The sequence below is a fragment of the Phyllobacterium sp. A18/5-2 genome, from assembly GCF_025452215.1.
Classification (GTDB): Bacteria; Pseudomonadota; Alphaproteobacteria; order Rhizobiales; family Rhizobiaceae; genus Phyllobacterium; species Phyllobacterium sophorae.
In genome coordinates, this window is the sequence record NZ_CP104968.1 from 298828 (window position 1) to 313823 (window position 14996).

The 14996-nt window shown below is 56.6% G+C and carries 8 protein-coding genes and 2 pseudogenes; 9 read left to right on the forward strand and 1 reads right to left on the reverse strand.

Annotated features, from left to right (window positions below; all coding sequences use genetic code 11):
- Nucleotides 1-773: 773 nt before the first annotated feature.
- The 9 genes and pseudogenes from N8E89_RS27830 to N8E89_RS27870 all read left to right on the forward strand — a co-directional run bounded on the left by N8E89_RS27830 (nucleotide 774) and on the right by N8E89_RS27870 (nucleotide 13656).
- A complete protein-coding gene (locus N8E89_RS27830) occupies nucleotides 774-3356 on the forward strand; it encodes an AMP-binding protein (protein WP_262263397.1) in 2583 nt (860 codons plus the stop codon).
- Nucleotides 3357-3683: 327 nt separating this feature from the next.
- On the forward strand, nucleotides 3684-4766 hold the full coding sequence (locus N8E89_RS27835; protein ID WP_106665528.1) for a substrate-binding domain-containing protein: 1083 nt from the start codon (nucleotides 3684-3686) through the stop codon (nucleotides 4764-4766).
- A 78-nt stretch (nucleotides 4767-4844) separates the two neighbouring features.
- Nucleotides 4845-7100: pseudogene (locus N8E89_RS27840) on the forward strand (ABC transporter permease).
- The gene (locus N8E89_RS27845; RefSeq protein WP_262263398.1) at nucleotides 7093-7881 is read left to right on the forward strand and encodes an ATP-binding cassette domain-containing protein; all 789 of its coding nucleotides are present in this window, start codon (nucleotides 7093-7095) and stop codon (nucleotides 7879-7881) included. Before N8E89_RS27840 ends, N8E89_RS27845 begins: the two are co-directional and overlap by 8 nt.
- Before the next feature lie 278 nt (nucleotides 7882-8159).
- Nucleotides 8160-9161: an adenylate/guanylate cyclase domain-containing protein gene (locus tag N8E89_RS27850; RefSeq protein WP_262263399.1), complete on the forward strand. Its 1002-nt coding sequence runs from the start codon at nucleotides 8160-8162 to the stop codon at nucleotides 9159-9161.
- Entirely contained in the window at nucleotides 9058-9828 is a 771-nt protein-coding gene (locus N8E89_RS27855) for an ATP-binding protein (protein WP_262263714.1), read from the forward strand. Before N8E89_RS27850 ends, N8E89_RS27855 begins: the two co-directional genes overlap by 104 nt.
- Before the next feature lie 64 nt (nucleotides 9829-9892).
- Entirely contained in the window at nucleotides 9893-11542 is a 1650-nt protein-coding gene (locus N8E89_RS27860; RefSeq protein WP_262263400.1) for an ATP-binding protein, read from the forward strand.
- Nucleotides 11543-11563: 21 nt separating this feature from the next.
- Entirely contained in the window at nucleotides 11564-11944 is a 381-nt protein-coding gene (locus N8E89_RS27865; RefSeq protein ID WP_106665523.1) for a YybH family protein, read from the forward strand.
- A gap of 418 nt (nucleotides 11945-12362) precedes the next feature.
- A pseudogene (locus tag N8E89_RS27870) lies at nucleotides 12363-13656 on the forward strand (glucoamylase family protein).
- A gap of 222 nt (nucleotides 13657-13878) precedes the next feature.
- Here the strand turns inward: N8E89_RS27870 and N8E89_RS27875 are convergent.
- Nucleotides 13879-14913, reverse strand: a complete 1035-nt coding sequence (locus N8E89_RS27875) for a DUF3095 family protein (protein WP_262263715.1) — start codon at nucleotides 14911-14913, stop codon at nucleotides 13879-13881.
- Between the last annotated feature and the right edge of the window lie 83 nt (nucleotides 14914-14996).

Sequence of the window (14996 nt, forward strand, 5' to 3'; positions counted from 1 at the left end):
GAACTCTGCAATCAGGTGGCGGCCCGGTAATCCGCCGGCGACAACATGTTCACTCAATTTCCGATTGGCCACAGGTAGCGGAGGAATAAAAATACCAGCAACAGCACAATGCGCGGAGAACTCAGCGGCAGTCGACGGGAATGGTCCCGAATATAGCCTGGACATCGAAGTTCATCTGCTTACTTTCAACGCCGCATAGACGAACCGATGGGAATAAAGTGCCACTACTCCGCCGCGTCGACTGCAGTAACGCCGAGGACTCGGAACGTCTTCAGTAACATTATCCTCTGATGGGCGCCTAAATAACTTCATTATTGTTACCGGCGTTGGCCACGACATAGTTCAGCGCACCTTTGCCAGTGCCGGCGTAAAGAAAATCAAATGCAGGAATCGTGTCGCTGCTTAGTGTCCCAAGCAACCATTTTGAGTCAAACCTACCATTGATGCGCATCTTCCCCCACGCAGAACTAGGTTCCATTTGACAGGATAGTAGGTCACTTCGAGAACTAATTGTCAAATAAAGAATTAGCGTGATTTTAAACATTACACGGATACTGCAAATTTCTTTTTTGTCCATCAGTCCTTATGTAGTTAAAAAGTACTAGCTCGCTCGCCGGGACCTTGGAGAAGTGCTTGGTACAACTTTCAGAATTTTCCTTGCATAAGGACCATGTTGCCGTTGCAGGACAACAGCGAAGCAGCAAATGCTGTGTGACCTGCAACATCTATTCATATCGTCCGTAATGTTTGGGAAGGTGGGATCGGACATTTCAATGGTTCCAAATTTTGTCGGGCATCTGTCCGACGGCGGCCAATCGCCCGCCCTGATATTCCCCGGCCGGGCCGTCATAACCTATGATCAACTTGCGCAGCGGGTCGCGACTTTGGCGACGTCGTTTAGCGGCGAAAAGCGGTTGATTGCCATAGAAGCCAGTCTTTCCGAACACGCCATCATCGCCTATCTCGCGGCGCTTGCCGGCGGGCATGCCGTCGCGCTGCTCCCGCCGGGCGACACGCGTGCGGCTGCCAGTTTTCAGAAGTTATACGGACCCGATATCTGCTTTCGCAAAATTGGAGACCGCTGGCTCACCGACCACACAGCTCACCCATCGTGTGAAACCCTGCATCCTGATCTCACCTTGCTGCTCTCGACATCCGGCAGCACCGGTCAGGGCAAGTTCGTGCGGCTTTCGGGAACGAACGTAGAAGCCAATGCGGATTCTATTGTTCGTTTCCTCCATCTCACATGCAACGACCGCAGCGCGTTAATACTGCCACTGCACTATTCTTACGGCCTTTCGGTTCTGAATTCCCACCTGGCCGCGCATGCCAGCCTCTTTGTTCCGCGTAAATCAATCCTCGACACCGGCTTCGTCGAGGACCTGCGAGAGAGCCGTTGTACAAACATTTCCGGAGTTCCGTTTTCTTTCGAACTATTCGAGCAGATCGGTTTTCGCGAGGAAAACCTGCCGAACCTGAGGATGTTGACCGTGGCCGGCGGACGATTGCCCGCCGAACTGGTGGGTCTTTATGGCAGCCACCTATCACGGCAGGGCAAGGAACTCTTTGTCATGTATGGGCAGACCGAGGCCACGGCGAGAATGGCTTACGTTCCGCCTCACCTGGTGGTGGAAAACCCGCACGGCATCGGGATTGCAATTCCCGGAGGGGAACTGGGCCTCGTGGATGAATACGGGATGGTGATCCATGGAGCCGAGACCCCGGGTGAATTGATCTATAGCGGGCCCAATATCATGATGGGCTACGCATCGAGCCGGAGCGACTTGAGCCGCGGCGCGGAACTGACGGAACTGAAAACAGGAGATCTGGCGATACGGGACAAGCGTGGATTTTACCGCATTGTCGGTCGCCGCAGTCGTATATCGAAGATCGCAGGATTGCGCATCGGTCACGACTTGCTCGAACAAGCACTGTCACTACAGGGGATCCAAGCAGCCGTTTTGGGCGATGATCAATCAATCATTGCCTTTTATACGTCATCGCATTCAGAAGATACTGTACGCAACGCGCTGGTCCAGGCGAGCGGGCTGACCGCCCTCCACGTCGAAGCCAGTCGGCAGGAAATACTGCCTCGCCTTCCATCGGGCAAGGTTGACTATCAACAGTTGAGAAGGCGTTTTGGCCAGAAGCAGACCCACAAAGCGCTGAGCGTAAGAGCAGCGTTCAGGGAAGCGTTCTTCCCGCTGACCGTCGCCGGCAATGACACCTTCGTGTCGCTGGGCGGTGACTCGTTACGCTACGTCCGCTTGTCCTTGGAACTCGAGCGAGTCCTGCGCCAGCTGCCCGAGAATTGGGAGAACAGATCAATCGCGGAACTCTCCACCATGGGACAGGCCACCACCGGGATGCAGAGAGTGGAAACGGATCTGCTGATCCGCACTTTGGCTATCCTTTGCGTTGTCGTCCAACACGCAACCCTATGGCCAATTCCAGGCGGTGCTGCCGCCATGGTCATGTTGATTGGCTACGGTCTCGCCCGCTTCCAGAGCGGCAATTTGTTTTCCGGCAATTTCACTGCTTTTGCACGGCCCATCATAACTGTCCTTGCGCCCTATTATCTGATTGTTGCCGTTTACGGCCTTGCGTGGGGCAAGGTGCCGTGGACATCAGTGCTACTTGTCGGCAACTTCGGTTTCGCCGATCCGGCCAACGGAACGATGGTTCCCTTGCTGTATTGGTTCGTTGAAGCCTATGTCCAGATGATGCTGATCTGGATTGGAATATTCGCCATACCAACCATCCGGAAAACCGCCGCGAGAAATCCGTATTCCTTTGGGATGTCTTTTCTTGCAGCGGCGCTGGCAATTCGGTTTATGGGGCCATTGGCCTGGCCGATCGGGGACCGACAAATTTTTACGGTGCCATGGGTGCTTTATCTCGCGGCCTTTGGTTGGTTGGCGTATTTTGCCGACAGTTTCTTCAGAAAGCTATTGGTGCTGGCAGCTGCTGCAGCCATTTTTCCGCTGGTTGCCTATTCCGGTGGCAACTGGATCGGGTCCTGGGTCAAATATATGCTACAGTTCGCGCTTCTCGCTGGCCTGCTATCTGCTCCCCGCGTATCGTTGCCGCGGCGTATCGTCCGTCTCGTGCTTCCGATCTCCGCCGCAAGCTACCATATCTATCTTTTCCATAGGTTCGTACCTGAGTCGATACTGACTCCACTTGAAGGCGTGCTGCCCTGGTCGGTTTTCACTGCAGCATCGATCTTCGGCGGCGTTGCCGCAGGTTTGTTGGCTAATGAATTTCTGAAGAACTTGTTGCGTTGGGCGTGGATCATCAGGCCGTCCCGCCTGCCGTGGGCGAGAGAGCGGTTGAATCCAACCAGCCCCAGATAAACCATGAAGCGGCGTCGTTTCCGCGCTGGCATTCGTCAGCTCATGAACGTCACGTGCCGTGCGCTGGAGATAGCGAAAACCATGCCCTGGTTTAAGTACAGTATGAAACAGTTCTTGGTTGAGACGACGCCAATGTCGAATTGCACTTTCTACCGGAAAGCAAGCGTATAGCAGGTGCAGTTGAACAAATGCGCGAGTACAGTGAGTACACCATTTACTTGGACCGCATTTGCGCAGAATATAACAAAGTGGGAGGAAGCATTCGGACCCCTCTCGATAAGTGCGCCCGAACGGCTTTCGCCCTTGGTTGGAAAGGGAGGATCAGTCATGGGGCGTAATTTTTTGCTCGCGGCTTGCGCCGCGGCGTTATCGCTCGGCGTCACGCACGCCTTCGCACAATCCGGGAGTGTCGAGAAAGCAGTAGGCGGCTATAATTTTAATGAAGCCGCAAAGGAGGCACCCGGTACCAAGGATTTCCATTCGGCCGACGGTCATTTGACATTTGCGATTGTAACGCACACCGCCGGCAATGGCTTCTTTGACCCTGTCTATGTTGGCGCAACTGTCGCCGGCAACATGATCGGCGCCAAGATCCTGCTGCTTGGCTCGGAATCGCCAGTAGATGATCCCGCACGCGAGATCGAAATCCTGAACCAGATCGTGCAGGATCCGACTATCGACGGCATAATCATGACCACACCACAGGTCGGCGCCTATAACGACATTGTCAAAACCGCCGAAGCAAATGGTATCCCGGTCGCCACCACCAACTCGTTCGACGCAAACATCTTGCACCGGAGCGCCATCAGCCACACCGGCCAGGACGCGTCGGCTGCGGCAATCGGAGGTGAGGCGCTCGCCAATTGCGTCCTTGCCAGTGGCGCGACCAGCGGCTCGATCGTTCTGCCGTCCTCTACCGCAATGGGCAATATTGAGGTGAACAATCGTGTGACCGCCGCCTTCAACGCAATTGTCAAGACGTTGAAGGACGCCGGCAAGCTCGAGGCATTCAAGGTCGACGCTGGTCCGGAGAACGTGGGCATCGACACGAACCCAAATGACCCGGTCAACGCGCTTGTTACACTCTTCGAGTCGCGTGGTGATGTGGTCGGCGCTTTCACGGCCAACAACGTCTTCACGCCGCCGCTCGTCAAAGCGGTCGAACAGATGAAGAAAACCGGCAAGCTCTGCGCCTATGGTTTTGACCTCGGACCAGCGCAGCAAGAAGGTATCGCTGCGGGGAACCTGACCGGTTCGCTGGGACAGCAGCCCTTCCTGCAGGGGTTCTGGCCGGTCATGCAGCTCTATCTGCAGATCGACCGCGGCATTGCAGCCGCCAATCTTGATACGCGCGCCCAACTCGTGACGAAGGAAACGGTTGCGAATGTCGGCAAGCGCTTCGAGAATTGATGTAGCTCGGAACACTTCAAATTCGCGGGAGGGCGCGCGTTCTCCCGCGTTGCGGCGGCCAGGGATCAGAAGAACGCCATGACGATCATCACGACCACATCGCTCGGCCGTGCGCCTCCCCAGCTCGTCGGCGGCTGGGAGATCGGACTCCTCATATTCCTTGCCCTGCTCTACCTCGGCGGGGTGCTCGTCAATCCGGCCTTCTTCGGTTCAACGGAGGCGCTTCATGCGCTTCTGCGCGACACATCCCGGGTTGGGATTATTGCGGTTGGAATGACTTTCGTCATCGTCAACAGGGATCTCGATCTTTCGGTGGGCTCGATCTACGGCTTGATCGCCGTCGTTTTCGCCCGGTTGTTCGCCCCGAACTTCCTTGATCTCGGCATCACGACTTCAGTTGTTCTGTGCATCCTGCTTGGCGTCGGGATCGGATTGGCAAATGGGGTGCTGATTACCATCCTGAGGGTACCAGCGTTCATCGCGACCTTGACGACGCTCTTGATCGGCCGCGGCTTCGTCCTCGCACTTACGCATGGCCAGGCAATTTATTATTCCGAAAAGGCGGCCGCGCATCCGCTCTTCTTCCATCTCGGCGAAACCAACATTTTAGGCTTCAACAATCAGATTCCGATCGCGATTGTGGTGATGGCGATCGGTGCTTACGTTCTGGCCAAGACGCGTTGGGGATACGAGACATTTGCCACCGGCGGTAACGAGCAGGCAGCGATCTATGCGGGCATTGCGACGAACTGGGTGCGCATTCGCGCATATCTGATCTCGTCGCTTTGCGCGACGCTGGCAGCCCTTTTGTCGGCCGCCCAAGACAAGGGGGTGACCCCGCTATATGGCGTGAATTGGGAACTCACCGTCATCGCATCCGTCATCATCGGCGGTGCCTCGATTCTTGGCGGCCGCGGCCGTGTCGTGGGTTCGTGTCTTGGCGCCGCGCTCGTCGTTCTGATCGACAAGGTATTACGCGAAGGCTGGCCCATTACCCGCATCATCGTCATCGACGGTCAGAACATCCCGGTCAACGCCAAGTACACCCTGCCGGCCGGCGCAGTGCTGGTATTTCTTGGCCTCCTCCTAGTCTTCGCCGTGCTCATCGAGCCTTATCTCATTCGTCGCCAGGTCGCGGCGCGGCTCTGGGCATGGCTTCGTGGCCGGCCACCGCCCCCGCCTACGAGATCGGCGGCATCGCGGTCGAGGGTGTCCAGACCAAGGGGGCGATGGTAACGGACACGGCGTTGTCGTCCACGGGGCTCGGCAAGTTCCTCGCCCGGCGCGACGCACTCGCCATCATCTTGACCGCGCTGCTATGGTTGACGGGCCTCATTCTGCGGCCCGACTATTGGTGGAACCTGTCCAATACCTTCGCGATCCTGCTCAACTACACGGAACTGGCGTTGATTACGGTCGGGCTCACCTATGTGATTGCGGCCGGCGATATCGATCTTTCGGTCGGGGCGGTCCTCGCTCTCGCCGGAAGTGCCGCCGCCTATTTCCTCAAGGTGCTGGGCGCCGACCCTTTCACCGCCGTGGCAATGGGCTTGCTCGCAGGGATGGCCGCTGGCCTCGTCAACGCTATCGTCACGGTCGGCTTCAAACTGCCGGCCTTCATCGCGAGCGCTCGGCATGTTCTATATCGCCCGAGGCCTCGCTGCCTGGTTCGTGGCCGGTCAGCAACTGACTGGCTGGCCCGAAGGCTACAACCTGCTCGGTCGCAAGGTGAACGACATCCTCCTGCATTTCGGCATATCACTGGCCGATGGAGTCCTCCGCTCAGTTGCTCAGGTGGTGAGCGTGCAGACGGTCTGGATGCTCATCATCGCGCTGATTGCTGGCGTGGTACTTGCCTATACGCCGTTCGGGCAGAAGGTCTACGCCACCGGCGGCAACGTCCGCGCCGCAGCCTATGCCGGCATCAATACCAATCGCATGCGGTTCGTCGCGCTGTTGTTGGCGGCACTCTGCGCGTCCATGGCAGGGATCATCAATGTCGCTTATTTTCGCAGCTTCAACCCTGTTGCCGGCCAGTTCCGCGAGCTTGACGCCATCGCCTCCGTGATCATCGGCGGAGGCTCAATCTTTGGTGGTTACGGCACGGTGATCGGCGCGCTTGCCGGCGCTGCCGTGATCACGCTCGTCCGGGCACTCTTGCAGCTCAATGTCCAAGGGTTCAGCATGCCGCAGCACTGGATCAATGTTTTCATCGGCGTCATCCTTATCGTGGCGGTGCTCGTCGATATCTGGGTACGCCAGACTAACATTCTTGGACGCCTGAGAACCCGCCTCACGAGAGGCGCACGAACCTCGGAAACCGTTCATGGCTGATGCGACACCACCCGAGCCCATCGTCGAGATGCGGAACATCGAAAAAGCTTTCGGAGCCGTGCAAGCGCTCCGCAAGGTCGACCTCATGCTCTATCCCGGCGAGATTCTTGGCCTGGTCGGCGACAACTCCGCCGGCAAGTCGACTCTGATGAAGATACTGACCGGCGCCTATCAACGCGATGGCGGTGAGATCTTCGTGGCCGGGCAGCCGGTCCACTTCAAGAGTCCGCACGAGAGCCGTGACGCCGGTATCGAGATGATCTACCAGGATTTTGCGCTGTGCGGGAACATGGATGTCGGCCAGAATATCTTTCTTGGCCGCTGGCCGCTCAAGGGGCCATTCGTCAATCGGCGGAAGATGTATACGGAAGCTGACCGTGTGCTCAAACGGCTCAAAGTCGACGTGAACTCCGTGTATCAGAAGGTCGAAAGCCTTTCGGGCGGCCGCCAGCAATCTGTGGCGATCGCCCGCGCCATCTCGTTCGAGCCGCGCGTCGTGATCCTCGACGAGCCGACCGCCAACCTTTCGGTGATGGCGACCGAGCGCCTCCTCGAAACCATGCTTGAGCTAAAGAAGCAGGGGGTTGCCCAGATCATCATCTCGCACCGTCTCGTCGACATTTTCGCCGTGGGCGATCGCGTCATGGTGCTTAAGCGAGGCGAGTACGTCGGCGACCGCTACATCAAGAATACCGACGAACATGAGGTCTTGGAGATTATCGTTTCCGGCACGCGAGAGAGCGCGCTTACGGCCGATGAAGCAAGAAGAGTGGAGCGGTGATGGATCACCTTTCCAGGCGTTTAGGATCGTTCCTGAGTGACTAGAGCATCGGACGCATTTCCCGCCGCTTCAGGCATCTTCAAGCCAAGATCGATCTCGACATTGGGTTCTTGCACGAGTGAGGCCGACCCGATCGAACACGTTTTCAATTCATGAACAAACAGCGCCGCAATTGGCGCACAGTCGATCGAAGTAGTCGGCAACGCCATGCAGTGATTTTTGCATTTGGATCATGTACACTGGCAGGTTTAGGATGGTCGTTCTGAGAGGGGCCTCCGATGATCATTGCGTCATGGCTGGAGAGTTTGGGGCTTGGGCAATATGCCACGGCTTTCGATAGTAATGCGATTGACGCCGAGACGCTGCCAAAGTTGACTGCCGAAGATCTCAAGGAGCTGGGGGTCGCTGCTCTTGCCCACCGAAAGAAGATTCTTGAAGCAATTGCCGCACTCGAAAGCGACCAGCACGCCCCACCGTCGAAATCTTCAACTGGTAAAAAAGCAGTCACTGCCCGGCGCCAATCATTCGCGGATCGCCCTCGTGAGGCCGAGAGACGACAGCTCACTGTAATGTTCGTCGATCTCGTGGGCTCGACAGGTTTGTCCACCCAGCTCGACCCCGAAGAAATGGGCGCGGTCCTGCGCCAATTCCAAAATGCCGTTGCTGGCGACGTTGTCCGTTTCGACGGCTATGTCGCGAAACTGATGGGCGATGGGGTGCTTGCTTACTTCGGTTGGCCCCAGGCCCATGAGGACGAAGCGGAACGTGCCGTCAGAGCAGGGCTTGCCGTCGTCGAAACCGTCAAAGGCCTTTCCGCGAATAACTGCCGGCACCTTTCCGTCCGGGTTGGCATAGCGACGGGGCTGGTTGTCGTCGGAGAGCTGATTGGCACCGGTGCCGCACAGGAGAACGCCGTCGTTGGCGAGACACCCAACCTCGCTGCCCGTCTGCAGACCCTCGCTGAACCAGGTACAGTCCTGATATCCGAACTCACTTTTCGATTGATGGGGAAGCTTTTCGAGGTGAAGCGAGATCCGTCCTCAAAAGTTGCACGGCTTCGACACCCCTACCAATTCGTACCTCGTAATTGGAGAAAATCGGGCGGAAAGCCGTTTCGACGCTCTTCATGTTGGAGGTACAGCGCCACTGGCCGGTCGCGACCCGGAGATTGCCCTCCTGGTCGAGAGATGGAACCTTGCTGCATCTGGGGAAGGACAAGTCGTGGAGCTGTTCGGAGAAGCGGGGATTGGCAAGTCACGCATTCTTCAGGAGCTTCGTGAGCGCCTTAAAGAGGAGGCTATCACATATCTGCGCTACTTCTGTTCACCGTTTCATACCGAGACCGCACTTTATCCTGTAGCAGACCAACTGTTGCGGGCCGCGGACATCAATCGAACCGACCCGCCAGAAAAGCAGCTAATGTTCCTGGAGCAAGCACTTTCAACGGCGCAGAGTCCACATGAAGCCATCCCCCTAATTGCCGCCCTACTTTCAATCCCCACAGACAACCGCTATCCAAAGCTCGACCTAATGCCTCAGAAGCAAAAAGCGCGGACGTTCGAGGTTTTAATCGAACAGCTCGAGGCGCTCGCAAGAAATAAGCCTGTCCTCATGCTGCTTGAGGACGCCCACCATCTTGATCCGGTTTCTGCTGAACTCTTTGATGTCATCGTGGACCGCATGCAGCGACTCCCGATCATGCTTGTTGCCACCTCTCGTCCGGAAGGAATTCTACGTTGGAACGGATTTCCCCATGCGACTGTGCTGACGTTGAACAGGTTAAGCCGAGCCCAAGCGGCTTCCATCATCACGGTTATGACGGGCGGAAAGCAACTCCCGTCGTCCGTTCTCGACCAGATTCTTTCCAAGACCGAAGGCGTACCGCTGTTCATCGAGGAGTTGACCAAGGTCATCCTGGAATCCTGGCCTGCTCAGCGAGAGCGGTGACGACTACAAATTGTCGGGCCCGCTACCCCCGCTTGCCGTTCCCGCAACCCTTCATGACTCCTTGATGGCCCGTCTCGACCGGCTCGCCTCGGTTAGGGAGGTCGCCCAGATCGGTGCCGTAATCGGGCGGGACTTTAGCCACGAATTGCTCGCCGCTGCCTCCGGCTTTTCGGAAGTCGAGCTTGAACGGGCAACAGAGCAGCTCGTGACAGCCGGCCTGGTGTTCCGTCGAGGCGGTGAGAGCCAGGTCAGCTACACCTTCAAACACGCGCTGGTTCAGGATGCCGCATACGGCAGCCTGCTTTTGAGCCGCCGACAACAACTGCACGCCCGCATCGCGCACATCCTGGAAGAACGCTTTCCCGAGATCACTGCGACGGAACCTGAATTGCTTGCACATCATTTCGGCCAAGCTTCGCTTGTTGAAAAAGCCGCGGAGTATCACGAATTAGCCGGACGGCGTGCCCTGTCGCGTTCGTCCCTTTCGGAAGCGCTTGTTCGATTCGGGAATGCGCTAACCGGATTGAAGGCTCTTTCCCCATCAAAGCAGCGTGCACGGCGTGAGCTTTCGATTCAGGTGGCACTAGGCAGTACGTTAGTAGCATTTCACGGATTTGCCGCTCCCGAAACTGGTACGGCTTATCTGCGGGCACAGGAACTTTGTGAGGAACTGGGTGAGATACAACAACTCTTTCCGGTCGTTTATGGCCTCTGCCTTTTTCATCTTTATGCCGCCCAACTGGCCGAAGCACGGCATGATGCGGAGAGACTGCTTGAATTGGCCCATGGCAACAATGACCGCGGCCTCTCGTTCTTCGCCCATCGCGCGGCCGGCGTCAGCGCCCTGCCTGCAGGCGAATTTTCCCGCGCACGCGCTCATCTGACGGAAGCGCTGGCACTTTATGACCCGCAGGAGCACCGGTCTCCGGCATTCGTGTACGCTTTCGACCCGCATGTCGTGTGTCTCGACTATCTGGCGCGGGCGCTGTTGGCCCTAGGTTTGCCCGACCAGGCACTTGCGGCAAATGAGGAGGCAGCAGGAGAAGCCAGGAGAATCGGACACCGCAACAGCCTCGCACTGCCGCTGTTCTTTGGGGGTGTGATGCGCCAAATCCTCGGCGATGCTACCGGAGTGAAGCTCCGTGCCGCCGAACTTGCGCAGATATCGGCAGAGGGCGGATTTCGGTTCTGGCAGGCTGGAGCCACGATTTTGCAGGCGTGGGTAGTCGCGGCCGAAGGCGAAACAGAGCGCGGCCGCGCCGAGTTGCACAGGGGTGTCTGCGAGTGGCGGAGCACTGGCGCGCAATACATGTGGCCCTACTTCGCTGCCCTCTTGGCGCAGATCGAGCTTAAAGCCGGCGATCCTGCAGCGGCACTCACGTGGCTCAAAGAGGCGCAAGAGGTCATCGAAAAGACTAACGAGCGCTGGTTCGCGTCCGAGGTGTTTCGTCTCCAGGGAGAGGCCCTGCTTCAGCTTGGGCCTGAACGGGCGAAAATGGCGGCGGAGCGGTTCGGGGACGCCCTGACCACCGCACGTTCACAGGATGCGCGTTTTTGGCAGCTTCGCGCGGCAATAGGACTGGTACGCGCCGACGGTGCCGAAATCAATGCACGCAAGCAGCTTGCTGAGATTTTCTCGAGCTTCACAGAAGGATCGACGTTGCCGGACATGAAGGCCGCGCAATTGCTTGCAGCGACAGTGGGATCAGCATAGCCAAGGAACTGGGAGGAGATCATGTTGGAATCAGACATTAATACGATCGTGAAAGAAGCACAGGACCGCTGGAATGCAGCTTTCAACGGCGGAGATGCAGCAGCGGTGGCGGCGCTTTATACGTCGGATGGAACTGTATTGCCGCCCGCCCATGCCGTCGTGAAGGGAACGGCCGCAATTGCCGATTTCTGGGCCGGTTTCATATCGGCTGGAGTCAGGGAACATGGTATCGAACTGCTCGATGCCCAAGATGGCGGCGACATGGCCTATTCCAGCGGCAAGTGGTGGGCGACCGGCTCGGGCGAAGACGGCAAGGCCTTGCGCTTTGAGGGCACGATCGTCACCATCTTCCGGAGGCAACCCGATGGTTCTTGGAAGACTTGTTTGCATACGTGGAATTGAGCTAGGCCGAAATCGGGACAAGCATATTGGTTGTTGTCACGCAAGTTACGGCCGGCGCTCGCACTGCATCTAACCATGCCGGATTTCAGCGGTCAGCGGTCCGATAATAATGTACGCCGGGTAAATTGATGCTGGCGCCAAACTGTGAGCAGGGCAAGGCACGAGTACTTTGCTGTTATCGTGCCATGGAGAAAAAAGTGCTCAGTCTCAAGCTTTGTCGCAATTCGCTTGAAGCGGCATTATTCAGCCCATTCCCTGCAGCCAAGATATTGAACTGTTTAGCAAGTGGACGGAGCCGGAATATTGGCAGGCACCTGTCGTTTGCGCATCCTGTGGACCCGTCAGAATATTATTCGGTCGCGGAGGTCTAATTCATCTTAGACTTCGCATTGAAACGGCAAGATGCAGGTGTTCGTATATGAGTCAGATTGAGGCCACGTTGGACAAACTCCAACGCCACACGTTCGAATATTTCCTGAAAGAGAGCAATCGCGCCAATGGGATGGTCCCCGATAATACGCGCAAAGATCTGCATGCCAGCATTGCTCCGATAGGGTTTGCCCTGGCGGCTTACGCGATCGGCGTCGAGCGCGGTTTTATCACACGCGCCGAAGCTATCAAACGCACACTGGCGACACTACGATTCTTCAGCGAGAGCGAGCAGAGCGAGGATGCGGATGCGACCGGCTACAAAGGTTTTTATTACCACTTTCTATATATGGACACGGGCCGTCGCGCCTGGGAGTCGGAGTTATCGACGATTGATTCGACATTTCTACTCGCTGGCATGCTGGCCTCCGCTGCGTATTTTGATGGAGATGCTCCCGATGAGTGCGAAATACGTTCGCTGGCTGTAGAGCTCTATGCCCGAGCTGATTGGCAGTGGGCGCTTAACGCTGGCGAAACCGTATCGATGGGTTGGAAGCCGGAGTGCGGGTTTCTGCCGTATCGATGGGAGGGCTATAACGAAGCTCTGATCCTTTACGTATTGGCACTGGCTTCACCTACCCATCCAATTTCGGCCGAGAGCTACAAGGCCCAAACCCGGACCTACTGCTGGAAGAAGCTCTACGACATGGAGTTTCTCTATGCTGGCCCACTATTCATTCATCAACTTTCACACATGTGGATCGACTTTCGCGGCATTCAGGACGAATTCATGCGCGAGAAAGGGATCGATTATTTCGAAAACAGCCGCCGTGCAACTTACGCACAACAGCAATACGCGATCCGCAATCCATTGGACTATAAGGGGTACAGCGAGCATTGCTGGGGCATCACCGCGAGTGATGGTCCCGGTCCAATCTGTATGAAGTTCGAGGGCGTTGATCGCTGCTTTTTTGACTACACGGCGCGCGGCATCCCGTATGGTCCGGACGATGGCACCATCGCGCCCTGGGCCGTGATTGCTTCGCTACCTTTCGCCCCCGAGATCGTCTTCCCAGCGCTGCGGCACTTCAATGAAGTATACCCCGAAGTGACCAGCAAGTACGGCTTCAAGTGCAGCTTTAATCCAACCTTCGAGTCAGGACATCAAAGTAAGCCGGGTTGGATCTCGAAGGGCTATTACGGACTCGATCAAGGACCGATCGTGTTGATGATCGAGAACTACCGCACCGGATTTCTTTTGGGAGTTGATGAAGAAATGCCCGCTCATTGTCGAGGGTCTGCGCAAGGCGGGATTCACCGGTGGTTGGCTGCAATTATCGTAGCTTCATCGAAGGGATTGGGATAAACGGAACGGGGACAGCGTATCGTGCTGCCGTTGAACCCATTGTTTAGTCCAATACCCAGTGTTCAACGTGAGCGTCCTTACAGCCACCGGCTGCCGCATGTTGGACCAAGCGACTTTGGCGGTCGAGAATTGCCCTGCGGAATCCCATGAGTTTGCGTCCGTCGTAGTGGAGTGCAAGTCGTGCTATGCTGCCTACCGGTTATGAGGATGACACCAAAGGAAGTTCACTTGCCTCCATCATTTCGGCCGCACTGGTGTACCCACCATCCATTCCGTCCAAGAAATGCAAATGCGAATCCGGCCTGCCTGAAGGCACAAGACAGGTCATGAGTGCATGAGACTGCCTATGCAGTCCGAAGTTGATGTCGCCACGCGATTTTGCCGCAAGAAGGATGGCTTCAACTTCTTCGATTTGTTTGAGTGTGCTGTCCAGCGTAAGACGCAAACCATCATCATACTTACGGAAATCCGAATTGTAGACTATTTCCGACCAGCTTTTGGGGTCGAGATACCTATCGTTGTCCTTAGGAGTGGCGATGTCTTTGGGAACTGGATGAGACCGACTTGGTCCAGCATCAAAAATGGCGAGCACACGCCTGGCCAGCGCAGCAAAGACTTCGGTACTTGTATTTTCAGAAGGCTCTATCAACAGCGATAGAATCTCGCCCTGCTGACTAGGAAAAGGTGTCCATTCACATGTAAGTCCGGTTAAGTCCGGCTTCGTCGTGTACTTGCCCGGCTTTACCAAATATCGCCCCTTCTTGATCTGCTGCTCCGCCCATTTGAGCCCTCCCCCGGCAAACATTGCGTAGGTGGCATTTTCCGAGGCCGCGTATCGTGCAATTCTCACGTCGCGCCCACCGGCACGTATTTCGCCGACAGACATCAGCCCCGTTCGTAGAGCAAGATGAAGATCGGTTCTTGCAAAGGTCGCGACCTGTCGCAATACCGAAGTCGCCGTCATGATCCCATTCGGCGGCAAAGCAAATGCAGCCCCATCCCCGCGAAATACAAACGGGAAATCAAATGTGCCCCAAGCGTTGCCAAGAGCGGCAATTATGGACGCACCGGCGTAGTTGACGTCTTCATATCGTCCCGACTTGATTGCTGCAGTCGAATTAATAACGTCCGTTACCCCGATGAGCCAATCATCGGGTAATGGCTCATAGCTGGCTGGGTCGAGCACAAGCGAAAACTCACTGTGCACTTGGGATTCTGTGCGTATAGTTCGCAACCATTGACTGTTCTCCAGATGAACGTCGACTAGCAAATTTGACTTCGTTTTCGGCCGGGGTCGCGCAGATTCCCAACGTGTCC